Source organism: Streptomyces buecherae, from assembly GCF_014295035.1.
Classification (GTDB): domain Bacteria; phylum Actinomycetota; class Actinomycetes; order Streptomycetales; family Streptomycetaceae; genus Streptomyces; species Streptomyces youssoufiensis.
This window is the reverse complement of record NZ_CP060404.1, coordinates 6,247,103-6,266,913: the sequence shown is the minus strand read 5'-3', so window position 1 is coordinate 6,266,913 and position 19,811 is coordinate 6,247,103. Positions and strand designations below refer to the sequence as shown.

The following is a 19,811-nucleotide window of genomic DNA, read 5'->3' as shown; positions in this document are numbered from 1 at the left end:
GTTCGAGCGGCCAGCCCGCCGGCCGCTCGGTCCGTCAGTCAGCCGCTCCGTCCGTCAGTCGACGAGGTCCCGGACCACCGCGTCGGCCAGCAGCCGGCCGCGCAGGGTCAGCACGGCGCGGCCCCGCTCGTACGGGCCCGGCTGCAGCAGGCCGTCGGACAGGGCGCGCGCCGCGGCGCGTGCGCCGGCGGGGGCGAGGATGTCCAGCGGGCAGCCGTCCGCGAGCCTCAGTTCCAGCAGGACGCGCTCCACGCGGCGGTCCTCGGCACTCAGCATCTCGCGGCCCGCGCCGGGCGAGCGCCCCTCGGTGAGCGCCTGCGCGTACGCCCCCGGGTGCTTCACGTTCCACCAGCGCACGCCGCCCACGTGGCTGTGCGCCCCGGGGCCCGCGCCCCACCAGTCGGCGCCACGCCAGTACAGCTCGTTGTGCCGGCAGCGGCCGGCCTCGGTGGTGGCCCAGTTCGACACCTCGTACCAGGCGAACCCCGCGGCCGTGAGTGTCTCCTCGGTGATCAGGTAGCGGTCGGCGTGCACGTCGTCGTCGGTCATCGGCACCTCGCCGCGTCGGATGCGGCGCGCGAGCTGGGTGCCCTCCTCCACGATCAGCGCGTACGCCGAGACGTGGTCGGGGCCGGCGCCGAGCGCGGCGTCGAGGGAGGCCCGCCAGTCGTCGTCGCTCTCCCCCGGCGTCCCGTAGATCAGGTCGAGGTTGACGTGCTCGAACCCCGCCGCGCGGGCCAGCTCCACGCAGCGTTCGGGGCGGCCGGGGGTGTGGGTGCGGTCGAGCACCTTCAACACGTGCTGCCGCGCGCTCTGCATGCCGAGCGAGACGCGGTTGAAGCCGCCCTCGCGCAGCGTGGCCAGGTAGCGCTCGTCCACGGACTCCGGGTTGGCCTCGGTGGTGACCTCCGCCCCGGGGGCCAGGCCGAACTCGTCGCGGATCGCCGCCAGCATCCGCACCAGGTCCGCCGCGTCCAGCAGGGTCGGCGTGCCACCGCCGACGAACACGGTCTCGACGGGGCGCGGGTCGTCCCCGAGCACCTTGCGCGCCAGCCGCACCTCGTCGGCGACCATCGCGGCGTAGTTGTCCCGGGAGGCGAGAGCGCCGCCGGAGCCGCGCAGCTCGCTGGCGGTGTAGGTGTTGAAGTCGCAGTATCCGCAGCGGGTCGCGCAGTACGGAACGTGCAGGTAGAACCCGAGCGGTCGCGCCCCGGCCCCTTCCAGGGCGTGCTGCGGCAGCGCCCCGTCGTCGGGCATGGGCTCACCGTCGGGCAGTGCAGAAGGCATGTGCCCATTCTCCGGCATCGCCCGGGTGACCGGGCCCGCCGTCGCGTGGTGGCCCGCGCGACGGGGCGGGCGCGCGGGCCGGGGCGCGCGCCGGCGGGCGGTCTCGGCTCGGGCCGTGGGCGGCGGCCGGGGTCAGGGCGCCGCCCTGAGCACCAGCATCGCCAGGTCGTCGCTCGGCGGCGCCGCCCCGAACGCGTGCACGGCCGTGCGGACGCGCTGGGCCACCTCCTGCGCGGTGAGCCCGGCGCACATCGCCAGCGCCCGCGCCAGGCCGTCGTCGTCGTCGAACTGTGCCCGGTCCGACCTGCGCTCGGTCACGCCGTCCGTGACGCACAGCAGCGTCTCGCCCGGCAGCAGGTCGAAGGTCTCGCTCTCGTACCGCACGCCCTCCAGCACCCCGAGCAGGAGTTGCGGCGCCGCGCGCGCCACCACGCCGCCGTCGGCCCGCAGCAGCAACGGCAGCGGATGCCCGGTGCTGGCCAGCGTGCACCGCACGCCGCCCCGCGCGCCCCGCGCGCCCTCCCCCGCCGGGCCGCTCCGGCCCTCGCCCCGGGACTCCCCGTACGGCATCGGACCGTCGCCCGGCACCGGCTCGCCGTGCGGCACAGGCTGGTCGAGCCCGTCGTACGGCGCCGACTCGTCGAGCCCGTCGTACGGCACCAGTTCGCCGTAGAGGAGGGACAGGAACCGGGACTCTCCCGGCCCCTCGGCCGCGATGGCGGAGGCCGCCGCCTCGACGGCCTTCTCGCCCAGGGTGCGGTTGAGCCGGTCCAGGACCTCGGTCACGCCGTAGCCCTCGCGGGCGAGCAGGCGCAGCACCGGGCGGGCCAGGCCGGTGACGACGGCCGCCTCCGGGCCGTTGCCGCACACGTCGCCGAGCGCGAAGCACCAGCGTCCGTCGCCGGCCGGGAAGACGTCGTAGAAGTCGCCGCCCGCACAGGTGCCCCCGGCCGGCTCGTAGACCACCGCGGTGTCCATGCCGGGGATCGCGGCGAGCCCGCTGGGCAGCAGCCCGCGCTGGAGCACCTCGCTGATCTGCGCCTGTCGGGTGTACTGGCGCGCCGCCACGACCGCGAGCGCGACCCGGCGCGCGAGGTCCTCGAAGAGTCGCGCCACCTCGTCCGGAAGCTGGCTCAGTCCGCCGCGGCCGATCAGCAGCGTGCCCACCGTCCGGCCGCCGGTGACCAGCGCGCACGCGAGGGCCGCGCCGCCGGGCCCCGCCTCGGCACCGCCGCCGGGCCACGGCCAGGGCACCGCGCGGCCCCTGGCGGTGGCCGGCAGAGGCGGCGGGCGCTCCCCCACCTGGCGCCGCAGCTCGGCCATCTGGTTCTCGCTGGCGTGCCAGACCCAGGGGGCGGCGGGCCCGGCGTCCGCGGTCTCCAGCCACACCGCGCACCAGTCGGCCAGCCTCGGCACCAGGAGCTGCCCCGCCAGCAGGGCCACCTTGTCCGCGTCGAACTGGCCGGCCAGCAGGTCGGACGCCTCGGCCAGGAAGGACAGGCCTCCGTGGCTGAGCAGTCCCGGCGCGCCACGGTCCTGCGCCGCCTCGCGCGGCGCGGGGGCCAACACGTCCGCGGTCCGCAGGTCGGCGCCGGGAGTCCGGTCGCCGGGGCTCCGGTCGCCGCGGCCCGCCTCGTGCGCCGGCGCAGCGCCCCCTTCGGCGCACGCGCTCTCCGCGCTGGGCGTCGGGCCCTCGGCGGGCACGGGCCCCATCGGTAGCCGGAACCACACCGTCTTGCTGGTCCGGCGGTAGATCGTGCCCCAGGAGTCGGCGATGGTGCCGACCAGCCGCAGTCCGCTGCCGGCCCGATCGCCGCCGCCCACGACGGCCCGCGCGCCCCCGCGCGCGTCCGTACCCACGCCGGCCCCGACCGCGCCGGCGCGCGGCAACCCGTCGGCCGGGCCGCCGGCCTCGGACGCCACCGCCGCGCCGACGGCCTCGGGTGCCGCCTCGCGCAGCGCCGGCTGGCCACGGACGGCGCGGGCCGGGTGGTGGTCGGTCACCTCCGCGTAGAGGGTGGCCATGGGCTCGGGCGCCTCGGCCGGCTCCAGGGCGCAGCGCACGACCACTCCGGTGCCGGCGTGCACCACGGCGTTGGTGACCAGTTCGCTCACCAACAGCACGGCGTCGTCCCGTAGTTGCTCCGTGATCACGTCACCCTGCGGCATCCCGTGCGCGGCCCAGTCGGCCAGCGCGTCCCGTACGAACCGCCGCGCCGCGGCCGGCGCCAGCACGTTGCCGGGCAGGACCGTACGGCAGATGCGCCCTGGGGCCGGACCAGTGGCGGCGACCCTGCCGGGCGGGGCGCCGGGGACCGGGGCGGCACGTCTCGGGACCGCCGCACCGTCACCCTCGTACGCCCCCACGGCCTCGGCGCCGCGGGCGCCCCACTGCGCGTTCACACCCGTGCCCATGCACTCCCCCGGGGGTTCTCGTGCACGCCACCCGACCCCCGTCGGGCCCGGCCCGCGACATGGGGACGCGAGGCGTCCGCGCGGGCCGGAGGGGCGTGCGTCACGCGGTGTTCGCCCACCGCGTGGCTCAATGTCCAGTACCGACAGCGTGGCAGAACGCTCGCGTTCACATGCGCCGAGTTACGGAAATGGGCTGCCATGAGCCGCGATATGACGCGTACGACCACAACTGCGCCCCACTCGGCCCCCGTTTCCCCAACGGGTGGTGAACGGGGCCGGGGCTCGAAGTGACACTAGCCCGCCTGGGGCGCCACCGGGTACGGAACGGGCCGGCGCGCCGACCGCGTCGGCGACTTGGCCGGAACGCGATCACCCCGCGCGCGGGCCCGTGGCCAGCCGATCCGGTCAGGCGTCCGGGATCGCCGGCGTGGGCAGCGCTTCCCCGGCCCGCGGCCCGGGACTCGGCCGACCGCGCCCGGCCTGCGGCCTGGGACTCGGCTGACCGCGCCCGGCCCGCCGGGGGAGGCGGAAACGGCGACGGGCGGTCGGGGCAGAGCCCCGACCGCCCGCAGGGTCGACCGCCCGCGCGGCCTCCCGTCCGTTCGCGCGCCGGCGGAGTGCGCCGGCGCCGGCTACGCCTCGCGCGCGCCGGCGTACATCTCCTCGATGAGTGCCTTGTACTCGCGCTCGACGACCGGGCGCTTGAGCTTGAGGCTCGGCGTGAGTTCGCCGTGCTCGATGTCGAGGTCGCGCGGGAGCAGCCGGAATTTCTTGATCGTCTGCCAGCGCTGGAGGCCCTCGTTGAGCTGGCGCACGTACCCGTCGATCAGCTCCTGCGTCTCGCGCGCCGCGGTGACCTCGGTGTAGTCCTTGCCGGCCAGGCCGTTCTCCTTGGCCCAGTCCATGATCGACGGCTCGTCCAGCGCGATCAGCGCGGTGCAGTAGTTACGGTCCGCGCCGTGCACCAGGATGTTGGAGACGTACGGGCACACGGCCTTGAACTGCCCCTCGACCTCGGCCGGCGCGATGTACTTGCCGCCCGACGTCTTGATCAGGTCCTTCTTGCGGTCGGTGATGCTCAGATAGCCGTCCGGGGACAGTTCGCCGATGTCGCCGGTGTGGAACCAGCCGTCCGGCTCCAGCACCTCGGCGGTGCGTTCCGGCAGCCCGTGGTAGCCCGCCATGATGCCCGGGCCGCGCAGCAGGATCTCGCCGTCGTCGGCGATGCGGACCTCCAGGCCGGGCAGCGCCTTGCCGACGGTGCCGGTGCGGTAGTCGCGCGGGTTGACGAAGCTGGCGGCGCTGGACTCGGTGAGCCCGTACCCCTCCAGGATGTTGATCCCGGCGCCCGCGAAGAAGAAGCCGATGTCGGGCGCGAGCGCGGCCGAGCCCGAGACGCAGGCCCGCAGCCGCCCGCCGAAGGCCGCGCGCAGCTTGGCGTAGACGAGCTTGTCAGCGATGCCGTGCTTGGTGCGCAGGCCGAGCGGGACGGTGGCGGTGCCGGTGGCCCGGAAGTTGTCCTGGGAGACCTTGGCGTACTCGCGCGCGACCTCGGCGGCCCACTTGAAGATCTTGTACTTGGCAGCGCCGCCCTCCCGGGCCTTGGCCGCGACGCCGTTGTAGACCTTCTCGAAGATGCGCGGCACGGCGGCCATGTACGTCGGGCTGACCACCGGCAGGTTCTCGATGATCTTGTCGACGCGGCCGTCGACCGCGGTGGTGTGCCCGACCGCGAGCTGCCCGGCCACCAGCACCTTGCCGAAGACGTGCGCCAGCGGCAGCCAGAGGTAGCCGATGTCCTCCTCTTCCAGGAGTTCGATGGCCTCGATAGCGCGGCCCATGTAGGACCAGGCGTCGTGCGGCAGGCGTACGCCCTTGGGGCGCCCGGTGGTACCGGAGGTGTAGATGAGCGTGGCGAGCTGGTCGGACCGCAGGTCCCGGACCCGGTCCCGCACGCTGTCCGGGTGCTTCGCCAGGTACTTCGCGCCCCGCCGCTCCAACTCGGCGAGTGAGAGCACCCAGCCCTCCGGGTCGCCGTCGGCCGGCACCGCGTCGGCCTCCTCGATCACCACCACGTGCTCCAGCGCGGGCAGGTCGGCGCGGCTCGCGCGGGCCTTGCGGAGCTGTTCGGCGTCCTCGGCGATGAGCACCCGGCTGCCCGAGTCGGAGAGGATGAACGCCGTCTCCCCGTCGTTGGTGGACGGGTAGATCGTGGTGGTCGCGGCGCCGGCGCAGAGGACGGCCAGGTCCGCGAAGATCCACTCGACCCGGGTGCTGCTCGCCAGGGCGACCCGCTCCTCCGAACCCAGCCCCAGGTCGATGAGGCCGGCCGCGATGGCGTACACGCGGTCGGCCGTCTCGGCCCAGCTCATCGACCCCCAGTCCGATGGTCCCTCGCCCGACGCGGGCGGGATCGGATAGCGGTACGCCTCCCTCTCGGGTGTGGCCGCGACGCGCTCCACGAAGAGCGTGGCCATCGATGGCGGCCGGTTGTCGAGCAAGGCTTGGGTGTCGTCGGTCACGGCTTCCTCCCGGGCCCGCCTCAGCGCTAGTGACTCATGAGTAACCTTCGAGCAGTGATCAGAGTAGATGGCCGCGCCCCCGCGCGTAAGGGGCTGCAACCTCCTTGTTAAAACAGTGACCGGCGCCTTTGCGCGCGCGGGCATGCGAGAGGCCCGCGGCGCGCGGCCACGGGCCCCGGTGCCCCACGACCGGACGGGGCGCCCTCGGGGGCGGGCCGGCCCGGGTGGGGCGGTGTCGCTACTTCTTCGCCTTGGCGTCCCCGCCGTCGGAGTCCGAGGACAGCACCGCGATGAACGCCTCCTGCGGCACCTCCACACTGCCGACCATCTTCATGCGCTTCTTGCCCTCCTTCTGCTTCTCAAGGAGCTTGCGCTTACGGGAGATGTCGCCGCCGTAGCACTTCGCGAGCACGTCCTTACGGATCGCGCGCACCGTCTCACGGGCGATGACGCGGCTGCCGATCGCGGCCTGGATGGGCACCTCGAAGTTCTGCCGCGGGATCAGCTCACGCAGCTTGGCCACCAGGCGCACGCCGTAGGAGTACGCCTTGTCCTTGTGCGTGATCGCGGAGAAGGCGTCCACCTTGTCGCCGTGCAGCAGGATGTCCACCTTGACCAGCGAGGCGGTCTGCTCGCCGGTGGGCTCGTAGTCGAGCGAGGCGTACCCGCGCGTCTTGGACTTGAGCTGGTCGAAGAAGTCGAAGACGATCTCGGCCAGCGGCAGCGTGTAGCGCAGTTCGACGCGGTCCTCGGAGAGGTAGTCCATGCCGAGCAGCGTGCCGCGACGGGTCTGGCACAGCTCCATGATCGCCCCGATGAACTCGCTGGGCGCCAGCACCGTGGCCCGCACCACCGGCTCGTACACCTCGGCGATCTTGCCGGTGGGGAACTCGCTCGGGTTGGTGACCGTGTGCTCCGCGCCGTCCTCCATGATCACGCGGTAGACCACGTTGGGGGCGGTGGCGATCAGGTCGAGGCCGAACTCGCGCTCCAGCCGCTCCCGGATCACGTCCAGGTGCAGCAGGCCGAGGAAGCCGACGCGGAAGCCGAACCCGAGCGCGGCGGACGTCTCCGGCTCGTACACCAGCGCGGCGTCGTTGAGCTGGAGCTTGTCGAGCGCGTCCCGCAGCTCCGGGTAGTCGGACCCGTCCAGCGGGTACAGGCCGGAGAACACCATCGGCTTGGGGTCCTTGTAGCCGCCGAGCGGCTCCGTGGCCCCCTTGCTGAACGCCGTGATCGTGTCACCGACCTTGGACTGGCGGACGTCCTTCACACCGGTGATCAGGTAGCCCACCTCGCCGACGCCCAGGCCGTCGGACGCCGTCATCTCGGGCGAGGAGACGCCGATCTCCAGCAGTTCGTGCGCGGCGCCCGTGGACATCATCCGGATGCGCTCGCGCCGGTTGAGCTGGCCGTCGATCACGCGGACGTAGGTGACGACGCCGCGGTACGAGTCGTAGACCGAGTCGAAGATCATCGCGCGGGCCGGTGCGTCGGCGTCGCCCACCGGCGCGGGCACCGTGTCCACCACGCGGTTCAGCAGCTCGGCCACGCCCTCGCCGGTCTTCGCCGAGACCTTCAGCACCTCGCTCGGGTCGCAACCGATGAGGTGCGCCAGCTCGGCGGCGAACTTCTCGGGCTGCGCGGCCGGCAGGTCGATCTTGTTGAGGACCGGGATGATCGTGAGGTCGTTCTCCATCGCCAGGTACAGGTTGGCGAGGGTCTGCGCCTCGATCCCCTGGGCCGCGTCCACGAGCAGGATGCAGCCCTCGCACGCGGCGAGCGAGCGGGAGACCTCGTAGGTGAAGTCCACGTGGCCCGGGGTGTCGATCATGTTCAGGACGTGGGTGGAGCTCTGGAACTCGCCCTCGGTGGGCGCCCAGGGCAACCGGACCGCCTGGGACTTGATCGTGATGCCGCGCTCACGCTCGATGTCCATACGGTCCAGGTACTGCGCGCGCATCTGCCGCTGCTCCACCACACCCGTCAGCTGGAGCATCCGGTCGGCGAGCGTGGACTTGCCGTGGTCGATATGCGCGATGATGCAGAAGTTACGGATGAGAGCCGGATCGGTACGGCTCGGCTCCGGCACGTGGGTAGGGATCGCGGGCACGCAGGGGTCCATTCGGTGATTGAACGCAGCTAGCAGCTAGTGGGACGTGGTGACAGTCCCGCCCATCGTCCCACGAGTGGCAGCCGCCGTCTGGTTTGGGAGGCCACAGCACCTGCTGGTAATCTGGACGACCGTGCCTCGTGACCTCTCCTGTACGCGGCACTCTGGGGAAACGCCCCTCGGGGCCGCTCCAGAAAAACCGAGAAATCCGACGAACCTGCAAAGGCTCTTTCGTGGCGAACATCAAGTCCCAGATCAAGCGGAACAAGACGAACGAGAAGGCGCGCCAGCGCAACAAGGCCGTCAAGTCCTCGCTTCGTACCGCGATCCGCAAGACCCGTGAGGCCGTGGCCAGCGGTGACCTGGAGAAGGCCACCGTCGCCGCCCGCGAGGCGTCCAAGAAGCTCGACAAGGCCGCCAGCAAGGGCGTCATCCACAAGAACGCCGCCGCCAACAAGAAGTCGGCGCTGGCCGCCCAGGTTTCCACCCTGAGCGCCTGATCCACCGCCTCACCAGCGGATACGGCCAGCGATGGCCGACCGCGAACCGTAGCTGGCGCCCGCGGAGCGATCACCTCGCTCGCGTTCCACGCGTCACCCCACGGTGCTTGACCGAGCTTCGTTCTCCACGTCGATACGGACTCCGCGGACCCTCTCTCCCGCGCCGTACGGCAGTCGTCCCGTCAGCCCCGGAGCGCACGCTCCGCAGGCCGGTGACGGCATCGCACAACACGCGGCCTGCGTTCGCCACGCGGGTGTTGTGCGCTTAGCTCGCGGATTCTTCGCCAAGGCCCCGCGCCCCTTCCGATTCCCCCGGAGGGCGCGGGGCCTTTGGCGTACCCCTCGGGCGGTGGCGTGCGGCGGCGCTAGTGCGGGGCGAACGGGCCGCCAGCGGCGAAGGCGGCGCGGGCGAAGCGCTCGCCGATCAGCGCGTGGCCGCCGGTGTCGGGGTGGAGCAGGTCGGGCAGGGGGAGGTCGGCGAAGTCCCGCTCGCCGTAGAGGTCGCGGCCGTCGAGGTAGTACAGCCACGGATCGGTGGCGGCGCGCTCGGTGACGATGCGGGACAGGTCGTCGCGGATGACGCGCAGGCTCAGTCGCCCGGTGGCGAGATCCGCCGGATCGCCGAAGGTCCTGAAGCGCGGCACGGGGGCGTCGGGGTCGGGCGCCGTGGGCCCCGGGGCGTCCTCGACCAGCGGGCTGTGGATCGGCGAGACGACCAGCAACGGGGTGTCCGGGTGGCCCTCGCGCACGGTGTCGAGGAAGCCGTGGACGGCCGGGGTCAGGGCGCGGCGGCGCATCAGGTCGGTGTTCACGAGGTTGATGCCGACCTTGACGCTGATCAGGTCGGCCGCCGCGGCCCGGATGGCGCGCGCCGTGAACGGGTCGAGCAGGGCGTTGCCGTTCAGCCCGAGGTTGATCAGCTCGACGCCCGCGCGGGCGGCGGCGATGGCGGGCCAGGTCTGGGTGGGGCTGGCGATCCGCACGCCGTGGCTGATGGAACTGCCGTGGTGCAACCACACCCGCCGCCCGGACTCCGGGGCCGGCCGTAGGGGGGTGTCGGCACGCAGCGCGCAGAGGTGGGTGACCTCCGTCTGCGGAAGCCAGATCTCGATGTCCTTCTCGCGGGCGGGCAGGCCGGTGAAGCGTACGGTGCCCGGCGTGCCGGAGGCGTACGCGACGGCCCGCGTCACCGGGTCGACGGTGACGATGGCTCCGCCGGACGGCGCGGCCTGCGCGACCAGCCGGCCGTCGACCAGCAGGTCGTACTGGCCGGCCGGGCCCGCGACCGCGCCGGGCTGCACGGTGCGGGTGGCCAGCACGTCCAACTCCAGCACGGTGGCGGCGCCGCGCAGGGCCAGGCGTACGCCGGCGGACTGGGATGCCATCAGGGCCAGGTGGTCGTCGTGCGCCTGGGCGATGGCGTGCGGCGGAAGTCTGCGCGGGAGGAGGCCGTCGACGGTGGCCTCGACGTGGAGAGCGCCGCGCAGCATGGCCGGTGTGAGGGGGGTGGTGACCAGTTCCGTCATGGGTGGTGCGCTCCTCCGTGAGCGGGTCGACAGGGTGCCCTACCGCGCGCCGCCAGGCCGCGATCGACGCTGCCCTTTGTCCTTCCCACCACGGCCGCCCGGCCCGCCCCTTCCGGAGGCGGAGCTTCCCCCTACCGCCCGCGCGGGGAACCGACCGCCCGGCGCACCGGGGGCGTACCCGGCGGTGATGCCTCTGCGAGCCGGCGTACGAGGTGGTGGCGGGTGCCGGGGAGCGTACGAGGTGGTGGGGTGCGAGGCCCCGTGGCCCGCGTCGTGGTGGCGTGCGAACGGTGCCCGGGGGGCGGCTGTCGGGGCGCGTGCGGCGCGCCGTGGGGGGTATAGGGGGGGCGCGACGCGGTGAATGTCGCGGTCCGGAAGCGATGCCGCGGACGGCACCGGCGGGGCTTGGGGGGTCGGGTAATGTGCACGCCATGTCGACACCGGGGGATCAGCCCAATCCGTACGCCCAGCCACCGTCGAACCCGTACGGAAACGTCCCAGCGCAGCAGCCGGGCGGGCAACAACCGGGCCAACCAGCGCCCCATCCGTACGCGTATCCGCCCGCTCCGGCCGGCTCGCAGCCCGGGCAGCCAGGACAGTCCGCCGCGGCGCACCCGACGATGCCCGGCGGCGTGCCGACTCAGCCGCCAGGTCAGACGCCCGGCCCGTTGGGACAGCCCGCGAGCCCGTATCCCGGTCAGGTCGCGGCCGGTTACGGCCCGGGGGCTCCCGCGCCCGCCGCGCCCTCCAGCGGCGCGAAGAAGCGCGGACCGCTGTGGGCGCTGGGCGGCGCGGTGGTGGCCTCGGCCGTCTGGGCCGGCGTCACCTTCGCCACGGGCGGCTTCGAGGGCGACCCGGAGCCCGAACTCGGTAGCTACGCCTACACCGGCAATCTGTGCAGCTACACCGACTACGCCCCGATCAAGAAGGCCGGGTTCAGCAAGGAGGAGTCGACCGGGGAGAAGAAGAACCCGCTGGCGAGCGGCACCGAGCACGAGGCGCTCGACACGATGCAGTGCAACACCGACCTGGAGGCGGAGAACACCAGCAGCTCCGACTACGCCTCGACCTGGCTCTCCACGTCGGCCCTGCTCCACCGCGAGACCGACCCGGAGCCGGAGTTCGAGGCCCAGTACCGCGCCTACGAGAACCAGCGCGGGACCACGTACACGTACAAGGTCGCCCCGGTTCCCGACCTCGGCGACGAGGCGTACGTGGTCACGCAGGTGGAGAAGGACGGTGAGGACGACGGCAGCTACGTGATCCTCGGGGTCCGCGACGGCTGGATGACGTACCAGTTGTCCTGGTCCAACTACATCTCCAGCAGCTCCAGCGTCACCCCGCCGGACAGCAAGAAGGTGACCGAGATGCTCTCGGAGAGCGCCAAGTCCACCATGGAGCACTGGCAGAAGCAGGAACCGCTGCCGCAGGACGAGTCGGAGTAACCCTCCCGCCTCTGCTCCCCGGCTCCGTCGACCCGGCGGTAGCCGAGGCCCGCCCTCGCCGGTCCGGAGGGTTCCGTGCGCCCCTGACCTCCTCCGGAGGGTTTCGCGTACGCATGGCCTCCCTGGAGCGACCGCCTCGCGGCGGCGCTTCGGGGAGGACGCGACACGCGAGGTCAGGCGCCGGGCGCGGTGAGGGGCCGTGAGCCGCGTGTCGGCGGCCACGTCGGGCGGCATCGCGCGGCACGGCGTTCCGGATGGCCGAACTCGCCCCGTGGGCGCGCCCACCACCGGCGCCGCCGCGCACCGCGCGGCCCCCGCGCGTGCCGACGGGCCCTGGGGCGGGGTCAGCCGCGGCCGGAACGGGCGGCCCGGGCCACGGCGACCACGGCCTTCTCCAACGCGTACTCCGGGTCGTCGCCACCGCCCTTGACCCCCGCGTCGGCGTCGGCCACCGCCCGCAGCGCCATGGCCACGCCATCCGCTGACCAGCCGCGCATCTGCTGCCGCACCCGGTCGATCTTCCACGGCGGCATGCCCAGCTCGCGGGCGAGATCGCCGGGGCGCGCACCGCGCGGGGCCGAGGCCAGCTTGCCGATGGAGCGCACCCCCTGCGCCAACGCGCTGGTGATGAGCACCGGGGCCACCCCCGTACCCAACGCCCAGCGCAGCGCCTCCAGCGCCTCCGCCGCCCGTCCCTCGACCGCGCGGTCGGCCACGGTGAAGCTGGACGCCTCGGCCCGGCCCGTGTAGTAGCGCCCGACGATCGCCTCGTCGATGGTGCCCTCGACATCGGCGGTGAGCTGGGTACAGGCGCTGGCCAGCTCCCGCAGGTCGCTGCCGATGGCGTCGACCAGGGCCTGGCACGCCTCCGGCGTGGCGGAACGGCCGATGGCGCGGAACTCCGACCGTACGAACGCCAGTCGGTCGGCCGGCTTGGTCATCTTGGGGCAGGCGACCTCGCGCGCCCCGGCCTTGCGAGCCGCGTCGAGCAACCCCTTGCCCTTCGCCCCTCCCGCGTGCAGCAGAACGAGCGTGATCTCCTCGGCCGGCGCCGCGAGATACCCCTTCACGTCCTTGATCGTGTCGGCGGAGAGGTCCTGCGCGGAGCGGACCACCACGACCTTGCGCTCGGCGAACAGCGACGGGCTGGTCAACTCGGCAAGGGTGCCCGGCTGCAACGCGTCCGGGGCGAGGTCGCGCACGTCCGTGTCGGGGTCGGCGGCACGCGCAGCCGCCACCACCTGCTGCACGGCGCGGTCGAGCAGCAGGTCCTCCTGGCCCACGGCCAGCGTCACGGGGGCGAGCGGATCGTCGGTCGTCGTCTTCTTGGCCATCGCTCACAGCATCCCACGGGCCACTGACACACCGGACGACCAGCCCGCTCCCACTCCCGCCCACGCTCACCCCTTCTCGCACGTCCCTGCCCCTCCTCTCCCCCACGCCTACGGCTGTCCCTCTCCGTCCTACGCCCTTCGCTCGTCCATTGGGTACGCGGCCCGCGTCGGCCCCCGCTCGCCCCTCGCTCGGGCCCGGGGGCCGGCCGTCGTCGCCTTCAGGTCGAGCCACAGTGCGGCGCTCGCGAGGGCGCGTGGATAGGCGCTCGCGCGGGGTCGCCCGTCTCGCGGGGGGGGGGGCCGTCTCGCGAGGTCGCCCGTCTCGCGGGGTGGTCCGTCTCGCGGGGTGGTCCGGAGCGCTCGTCCGCCGTCGCGCACAATGGGCCGGTGAGCGCACGACCCCTGACCGACGAGCAGCCCGAACCCGCGACCCGTCACCTGCTGGTTCTCCCCGACCGCGACGCCGCCGAGGACGCGGCCCAAGAGGTCGTCGACCGCTTCGGGCTCAGCGAGGAACCGCAGGTCGTACGGGAGGCGCTGGCCGGAGAGGACGACGCCGAGGACGCCCAGTGGCTCGTCGTGATCGAGGACCCGGAGGCGGCCCTCGCCGTGCCGGCGCTCGACGCCTTCGCCGCGGAGTACGACGGGTGGCACGAGGCGGGGTGAAGGTGGCGTCGGGCGGCGGGGGCGCCCGCTGCCTCGGGCGGCGGGGTTCCGCGGCCTCGGTCCGGCTTCCGCCGCTACCTCGCCCCGGGCCTCGCTTCTGGTCACCCCTTCTGCCGTGGGAGCCCTTCTCTCTCCGGGGGCGCCATGGCCTCCGTCGTGACCCCGGGCTCCACTCCTGCCTCGGCCCCGGTCCCGTTCCCCGGCCCGGCCTTGGTCTCCGGTGTGGCTTCCCTCCCCGGTCCGGCCTCGGTTCCCAGCCCTCCCCCGGTCCGCGACTCGGCCTCGGAATCCGTCCCGAGCCCGTGCTCACCCCGCGCCTCGGCCGTGGTGGCGGAGCCGGCGACAACCTCGGCTTCGGGTGTGGGCAACTCGCGTATGTGCGGCACCGGCGACGGCAGGACCCACAGCAGGCACAGCAGGGCACCCGCTGTCCCGATCCACAGGGTGGGGCGCAGTCCGATGGCCGTCCCGAGCGCGCCTGCGGTGAGGGCGCCCAGGGGGCGAACGCCGTGGGTGAGAGTGCGGTAGGCGCCGGTGACCCGGGCGCGCAGCGCGTCCGGTATGAGCGCGGCCTGCAGTGAGCTGACGGAGACGTCGGCGATCATCGCGCCCACGCAGGAGCCCAGTTCCGCGAGGAAGAGCAGTCCCAGGACGACCGGCGTCGGCCCGCCCGCGAGCGGCACGAGCAGCAGCGGAGCGGAGAAGAGGGTGTACCCCAGGACGGCGGCGCGGCCGATGCCCAGGCGGCGGGTCACCCGTCCCGCGGTGGCCGCGCCGACGAGCCCGCCGGCCGCCCCCACCGCGAGCACGATGCCGAGCAGGCCAGCACCGAGCCCGAGTTCTGAGGTGACGTAGAGGACGAAGAGGGTGTGGAACATGAAGTTGAAGAACTGGATGGTGGAGGAGGCGGCGAAGGTGGCGCGCATGACGGGTGAGCGCATGATCCACCGCAACCCGGCCGTGAAGTGCCCCTTGGCCGGCGCCGAGGGCGGCGGTTCGACAGGGTCGATCCTGGTGAGGCACCGCGCCGACAACAGGTAGGTGAACGCGTCGGCGACCAGCGCGAGGGGAGCGGCCAGCAGCTGCACGAGGAAGCCGCCGGCGCTCGGCCCCGCCACGTAGGCGAGCGAACGGCTGCCGTTGATCAGCGAGTGGGCCTCGACGTAGCGCGTACCGGGGACCAGCGCGACGAACAGCGTGGCGTTGCAGACGTCGAAGAGCACGGTCAGCGAGCCGACGGCGAAGGCCGTGAGGTAGAGCTGGGTGAGGCTGAGGAGGTCGAAGGCGTACGCGACGGGCAGGGACGCGATGAGCCCGGCTCGCGCGAGATCGGAGACGATCATGATCCGACGACGGCTGGCGCGCCGGTCGACCCAGGACCCGGCAGCGAGGGAGAACAGCAGCGCGGGCAGCAACTGCGCGGTGGCGAGCCACCCCATCTCGGCCGCGTCGGCATGCAGGATGATCACCGCGGCAAGGGGCAGCGCCAGCAGGGAGATCTGGTCCCCGACCAGGGAGACGCTCTGGCCAACCCAGTACCGGCGGAACGGGCCTTGGCGCAGCAGCGCGGGCACTCTTCCGGCAATGTTCACGTGCCCTCCGGGTTCGGAATGTCGCTCACTGCTGCCGTGCCCGTCGCTGCCGGGTTCGCCTCTGTCGGCTTCGTTCCTGCGGAGTTGCCCAGCCGCGGCCCGCCGCTGTCCACCGCCGGTGTGGCCTCCACTGCTCCACTCCTTGTCGTTGCCACGTCGGTGGCCCGGCTCGCCTCCTGGGCTGGCCCCGACGCTGTCACCTGCGGCACCGGGAAGCCCGCCCGGATGACCTGCACGAGTCGGGCCCCAGGCGGTCGGGAGTCCGGTCGCGTCTCGCGCGCTTCGAAGGGGCGCAGCAACGCGTCGATCTGCTGCTGGATGGCGGACAGTTCGCCCGCGGTCAGGTACAGCAGGACGTCGCTGATCCCACCGGCCTCCTGCCAGACCCGCGATAGCGTGCGGCGCGTCTCGATCGCGGCGCTGAGCAGCTCGGAGTACCGCTCCACAGCCGCGAGTTCCACCGCTTCCGCCGCTTCGGCCACGGCCGGTTCCGGAGAGTGAGTGGGCCACTGCGTGAGGCGCGCCGTGGCACGCCACGGCTTCTCCCTGCCTCGACCGCCCGCCGCCGTCTCGACCAGGCCGTACTTGGCGAGCATCCGCAGGTGGTAGGAGCAACTGGCCACGGACTCGTTGATCAGATCGGCCGCCTGGGTCGCGGTGCGGGGCCCCTGGGCGCGGAGCAGGCCGACCAGACGCATCCGCGTGGGATGCGCGTACGCGCGCAGGGCGCGGGCGTCGGTCAACGGTGTCTCGCGTGCCGTGTGTTGTGCCGGGTGTGAGGCGGCGGATCGTGCTGATCCCTGGGTGGCACCTTCGCCGCGTTCTGGCATCTTCTGCAGCTAGTTTTAGAAAGACTTCTTTACCACGGCCCGTACAGGGGTCATGCGCATACCAAATGGACGACACCTGGCGGCCAGTAGATGAATCTCTGGTGCTGGCCCAGCCAAGCGGGCGCGGAGTACGAACGTCCTTCGTAGATTTCTCGCATCCCTGTACGACCATGTGTGCGAGGTTGCTGTGGCGGTCCCTGACACCGAGACGATCCTGGCAGCCGCCGGCCTGGTGCTGACTGGCGCGGTCTGGGCGGTCGAGCGCTTCCTCCCGGGTCGCAAACGCATCGGCTACCGGGTGCAGATGGACACCGCGGTCAGCATGAACCCTCAGGCGGCTCACGACATCGTGCAGCTTCGGCTGCTGCTGAACGAGCAGGAGGTCACGGACGCGACCGTGGCGTTGCTGCGGGTCGAGAACGACGGCAGCAAGGACATCATGCGCCACGACTACCAGGAGCCCCTCGTCGTCGAGTTCCCCGGGCGCACGATCCAGGCGGTGACGGTAACCGAGACCGACGCCTCGCTGCGTTCGATGCTGACGCGGAACAACGGGCTGCGCGTGGCGGGCGACCGACTCACCCTGCCGAAAGTGCCGCTCAACCGCAGGGATCACTTCAAACTTCTGGTCCTGCTGACCGGGGACGGCGATCGGGTGACGATGGGCGGCTTCCTCAGCGGCGGCTCCATCCGACGCAACGCGCAGCGTCGCGGACCCAGCAAGCTGAGCCTCGCCCTGGGTGGGGTGTTCATCATCCTGATGGGGTTGCTCGGGGGACTGCTCATCCGCAACTCCAGCGACGCACCAGCCGATCCGGTCTGCGCCGCGGGCGAGTTGGTCATCGACGGCTCGACCGCCTTCGCCAAGCCGATGAGGGCCATCGCCAACGACTACCAGAAGCAGTGCCCAGGGGCCGAGATCGAAGTGCGCGCCAACGGCAGCCTGAACGGGCTCAGGAACCTGAGTCACGCCGGCCGCGAAGACCCCGACCGCCAGCCCGCCTTCATCGCCATGTCGGATGTACGGGCCCCAGAGACCAACAGCTACAAGGGCCTGACCGCACACCGGCCGGTCAGCGTCGTCCCGCTCAGCGTGGTGGTCAACCGTGGGAGCGGCGTCAAGGACCTCACCACGGAACAACTGCGCGGGATTTTCAGCGGCAAACACACCAACTGGAAAGACGTGGGCGGCAAGAACCTGCCGATCAGCCTGATCACCCGGGACTCCCAGTCCGGCACCCGCATCACCTTCGAACGGGAGGTGCTGGAGGGCATACCCACCGGCCAGCTCATCGGGCTTTCCGACTGCACCACCAGGAACAACCAGCCGTCCTCCCGCTCCCGGCACTGCGAGGCTTCGGACACGGAGTCCGCCTTGGACGCCATCGAGGGGGCGCCAGGGGCGATCGGTTACGCGGAGACGTACTCCGCGAGCTCTCGCCGTGCTCTCACCGCCGTTCAACTCAACGGGAAGGCGCCGGAAATCGTACTGAACAAGCCGGACAGCTACCCGTTCTGGGCGACCGAGCGCCTCTACACCTACCGAGAGCCCCGTGACGGCTCCCTGACCGCCAAGTTCCTGTCCTTCATGAACGGCGCGAACGCCGAAGTGCTGCTGAGGGCGCATCAACACCTCCCCTGCTCCGCGAAGGCAAACTCCTACCACCACGCCTGCGCCCTCTGATCGACGCCTTCGGCGCACCACCGGCTCCGGTGATGGCCACCGCGCCGTCGACATCGGTACGCAGCACCCGCGCCCCCTGTTCGCGCAGCGCGGCCACGGTGCGCGGGGCGGGATGGCCGTACGGGTTGTCCGCGCCGCACGAGATGAGTGCCAGTCGCGGGCGAAGGCTGCGCAGCAACTGGTGATCCTGATGGGCCGATCCGTGGTGCGCGACCTTCAGCACGTCGACCGGACCGAGGGTTGGGTGGGCTGCCAACAGTGCGCGCTGCGCCGTCGGTTCCAGGTCGCCGAGGAGCAGCAGGGTCAGCCCAGCCGTGCGCACGAGCAGGGTGACGCTGGCGTCGTTTGCTCCGGTGACGGCACTCGTGTCCACCGTGCCGGCGCTGTCGGAAAGGGCCGGGGTGCCTCCCGGGCTCGCGGTGTAGGGGGCGCCCGAGGGGTCGCCCGTCGGCGCCACGGGCCCGGACGTCACGGGTCCGGACACCACGGGCCCGGGTGCCACGCGCGGGGGCCACAGCACCTGCCAGGAGAGGCCGCTGGTGCGACGGCGCTCGCCCGGTGCCGCTTCGAGGTGCCGCACGCCGGCCTCCGACACCGCCCTGCGGACAAACGCGGCCTGCCCCGGCGGCTCCCGCAGACTCGTGGTCTCCACAGCGCCTACGGCCCGGCCACGCAACACACCTGGCAGACCCGCCACGTGATCCGCGTGGGCGTGTTCTTCGGATCGCGGCTGTCTCATGAGACAGCCGCTCCCGCACCACCGCTATGTCCAGAGAGGGACGCCGGTCGCCTTCTGCAGCTCTGAGCCGATGTAGGTTTCGGTCGCGTCGACAAGCCTCTGAACGTGGGTGTAGTAGGTCTCGACCTTGGGCTTGGTGGGTGCTGTCAGCGAAGAGCCACGATGAGCGATGTCTCCTCGAAGGGTGACCAAGGCGTCGAGTTTCTGTTCGGCCTTCTCAGCACTCATTCCCTGCCAAGCCCAGTGGTCCGGGACGTCCTCGAGGCCTATGGCGTCGCCAAAGAGCATCTTGATGTTCCAGGTCTTCGGCGTGTTCAACCCCTTGTTCCGCTCCTTTTGCAGGTCAGCAAGTCGTGTGCGGAGGAGCGTGCGCCATCCGCCATCCGCCAGGTCCCATGCGGCGAGCTGGTTCTTGGGATCCAGCTCCTTGGAGACGCGTTTGCGGAGCGGCTGCGGAAGTGCCTGCGCGTCTGCCCCGTGGGTAACCAGGTGCTCCAGCCCTTCGGCGGCAAGGTCTTCGCAGAATGCTTCCCAGAAAGCCGAGAGCAGGACGATCGATGCCTTGTGGAGCGAGTCGACTTGCCACTTGCGGCCTGGACCCTTGGGGGTGATGTCGGCATGGATTTCGAGCAGACGGTCGATGTCCTTGCGGTTCGCGTCGAAGGCGTTGCGAGCCTTGCTGGGCATTGGACTCCTCTGGAGGGTCAGGTTAAGTCGGCAGGTTAGCGGCGTTGGCGGGGGCCGCGTGGGCGGAGAGGCGTGACGGTGGTTGAGACGTCCCTACTGAGCTGCTGCCGCAGGGCTTCGTTGTCGTGGAAGAGGGCTGCGATCGCGGTGTGGGCGGCCTTGAGCTTCTTCTCGAGGAGCGTGCATTCCTGGGTCTTCTTGGTCAGGCGCTTCTTGAGGTCGGCGATGGTCGCGTCGCGCTTGGCCTCGCCGGGGGTGGCCTTGCCGTGGGCAGCGAGGTGCGCGTCCCATTCGGCCAGGATCGCGTGCGCTCGGTTCATGGTCGCGCGGCTGACCTGAGCCTCTTTGTAGAGGTTCTCCTTCGTGAGGCGGCCGTCGGTCCGCTGCGGACGTCCCTCGAAAAGGCGGGTCATCGCCGCCCGCAGGGCTGCGGCGGTCTTGGGGCTGACCTGGTCTTCAGGCATGTCGGTG

General features: G+C 72.1%; 14 protein-coding genes and 1 pseudogene. 4 read left to right on the top strand and 11 right to left on the bottom strand.

The genetic code is table 11. The annotated features are described in order from the left end of the window. Window positions 1-54: 54 nt before the first annotated feature. The 4 genes from hemW to lepA all read right to left on the bottom strand — a co-directional run bounded on the left by hemW (window position 55) and on the right by lepA (window position 8,337). Window positions 55-1,287, bottom strand: coding sequence for a radical SAM family heme chaperone HemW (gene hemW, locus H7H31_RS24750; RefSeq protein WP_187064876.1), 1,233 nt, complete (start codon window positions 1,285-1,287; stop codon window positions 55-57). Window positions 1,288-1,419: 132 nt separating this feature from the next. Continuing rightward, window positions 1,420-3,702, bottom strand: coding sequence for a SpoIIE family protein phosphatase (locus H7H31_RS24745; RefSeq protein ID WP_232110062.1), 2,283 nt, complete (start codon window positions 3,700-3,702; stop codon window positions 1,420-1,422). Between the two features lie 632 nt (window positions 3,703-4,334). Next, a complete protein-coding gene (locus tag H7H31_RS24740; RefSeq protein WP_187064889.1) occupies window positions 4,335-6,179 on the bottom strand; it encodes an AMP-dependent synthetase/ligase in 1,845 nt (614 codons plus the stop codon). A gap of 283 nt (window positions 6,180-6,462) precedes the next feature. After that, window positions 6,463-8,337 carry a translation elongation factor 4 gene (gene lepA, locus H7H31_RS24735; RefSeq protein WP_187064875.1) on the bottom strand — a complete coding sequence of 625 codons (1,875 nt, stop codon included), beginning with the start codon at window positions 8,335-8,337 and terminating at the stop codon, window positions 6,463-6,465. Between the two features lie 233 nt (window positions 8,338-8,570). On the opposite strand from lepA, the gene rpsT reads away from it, so the two are divergent. Then, window positions 8,571-8,837, top strand: a complete 267-nt coding sequence (rpsT, locus tag H7H31_RS24730; RefSeq protein WP_176161554.1) for a 30S ribosomal protein S20 — start codon at window positions 8,571-8,573, stop codon at window positions 8,835-8,837. Window positions 8,838-9,202: 365 nt separating this feature from the next. Here the strand turns inward: rpsT and H7H31_RS24725 are convergent, their stop codons facing one another. Next, entirely contained in the window at window positions 9,203-10,363 is a 1,161-nt protein-coding gene (locus H7H31_RS24725) for a GDSL-type esterase/lipase family protein (RefSeq protein ID WP_187064874.1), read from the bottom strand. A gap of 431 nt (window positions 10,364-10,794) precedes the next feature. Between H7H31_RS24725 and H7H31_RS24720 the strand changes: the two genes are divergently transcribed. Then, the gene (locus tag H7H31_RS24720; RefSeq protein ID WP_232110061.1) at window positions 10,795-11,808 is read left to right on the top strand and encodes a hypothetical protein; all 1,014 of its coding nucleotides are present in this window, start codon (window positions 10,795-10,797) and stop codon (window positions 11,806-11,808) included. 344 nt (window positions 11,809-12,152) lie between these two features. On the opposite strand, the gene holA is transcribed toward H7H31_RS24720, so the two are convergent. Beyond that, window positions 12,153-13,142: a DNA polymerase III subunit delta gene (holA, locus tag H7H31_RS24715; protein ID WP_187064873.1), complete on the bottom strand. Its 990-nt coding sequence runs from the start codon at window positions 13,140-13,142 to the stop codon at window positions 12,153-12,155. Between the two features lie 438 nt (window positions 13,143-13,580). Between holA and H7H31_RS24710 the strand changes: the two genes are divergently transcribed. Beyond that, on the top strand, window positions 13,581-13,808 hold the full coding sequence (locus H7H31_RS24710; protein WP_176166032.1) for a hypothetical protein: 228 nt from the start codon (window positions 13,581-13,583) through the stop codon (window positions 13,806-13,808). Between the two features lie 101 nt (window positions 13,809-13,909). On the opposite strand, the gene H7H31_RS24705 is transcribed toward H7H31_RS24710, so the two are convergent. Next, complete coding sequence (locus tag H7H31_RS24705; RefSeq protein WP_187064872.1) at window positions 13,910-15,400, bottom strand: MFS transporter; 1,491 nt, start codon at window positions 15,398-15,400, stop codon at window positions 13,910-13,912. Further along, window positions 15,397-16,143: a winged helix-turn-helix domain-containing protein gene (locus H7H31_RS24700; protein WP_232110060.1), complete on the bottom strand. Its 747-nt coding sequence runs from the start codon at window positions 16,141-16,143 to the stop codon at window positions 15,397-15,399. Before H7H31_RS24700 ends, H7H31_RS24705 begins: the two co-directional genes overlap by 4 nt. A gap of 274 nt (window positions 16,144-16,417) precedes the next feature. Between H7H31_RS24700 and H7H31_RS24695 the strand changes: the two genes are divergently transcribed. Further along, complete coding sequence (locus H7H31_RS24695; RefSeq protein WP_187064870.1) at window positions 16,418-17,914, top strand: substrate-binding domain-containing protein; 1,497 nt, start codon at window positions 16,418-16,420, stop codon at window positions 17,912-17,914. Here the strand turns inward: H7H31_RS24695 and H7H31_RS34340 are convergent. From H7H31_RS34340 to H7H31_RS24685, 3 genes and pseudogenes are all read right to left on the bottom strand, one after another. Beyond that, window positions 17,817-18,629, bottom strand: a pseudogene (locus H7H31_RS34340) (ComEC/Rec2 family competence protein); the annotation flags it as partial. The gene H7H31_RS24695 and the pseudogene H7H31_RS34340 sit on opposite strands and share 98 nt — an antisense overlap. A gap of 48 nt (window positions 18,630-18,677) precedes the next feature. Continuing rightward, window positions 18,678-19,340: a HEPN domain-containing protein gene (locus H7H31_RS24690; protein WP_187064869.1), complete on the bottom strand. Its 663-nt coding sequence runs from the start codon at window positions 19,338-19,340 to the stop codon at window positions 18,678-18,680. A gap of 35 nt (window positions 19,341-19,375) precedes the next feature. Continuing rightward, the gene (locus tag H7H31_RS24685) at window positions 19,376-19,804 is read right to left on the bottom strand and encodes a hypothetical protein (protein WP_187064868.1); all 429 of its coding nucleotides are present in this window, start codon (window positions 19,802-19,804) and stop codon (window positions 19,376-19,378) included. Window positions 19,805-19,811: the final 7 nt, after the last annotated feature.

What these genes read in the sequence shown, in the direction of transcription:
- hemW (WP_187064876.1), bottom strand. Translation starts at nt 1,287, where the DNA reads ATGCCTTCTGCACTGCCCGACGGTGAGCCCATGCCCGACGACGGGGCG.
- H7H31_RS24685 (WP_187064868.1), bottom strand. Translation starts at nt 19,804, where the DNA reads ATGCCTGAAGACCAGGTCAGCCCCAAGACCGCCGCAGCCCTGCGGGCG.
- H7H31_RS24690 (WP_187064869.1), bottom strand. Translation starts at nt 19,340, where the DNA reads ATGCCCAGCAAGGCTCGCAACGCCTTCGACGCGAACCGCAAGGACATC.
- H7H31_RS24740 (WP_187064889.1), bottom strand. Translation starts at nt 6,179, where the DNA reads ATGGCCACGCTCTTCGTGGAGCGCGTCGCGGCCACACCCGAGAGGGAG.
- H7H31_RS24720 (WP_232110061.1), top strand. Translation starts at nt 10,795, where the DNA reads ATGTCGACACCGGGGGATCAGCCCAATCCGTACGCCCAGCCACCGTCG.
- holA (WP_187064873.1), bottom strand. Translation starts at nt 13,142, where the DNA reads ATGGCCAAGAAGACGACGACCGACGATCCGCTCGCCCCCGTGACGCTG.
- H7H31_RS24725 (WP_187064874.1), bottom strand. Translation starts at nt 10,363, where the DNA reads ATGACGGAACTGGTCACCACCCCCCTCACACCGGCCATGCTGCGCGGC.
- H7H31_RS24745 (WP_232110062.1), bottom strand. Translation starts at nt 3,702, where the DNA reads ATGGGCACGGGTGTGAACGCGCAGTGGGGCGCCCGCGGCGCCGAGGCC.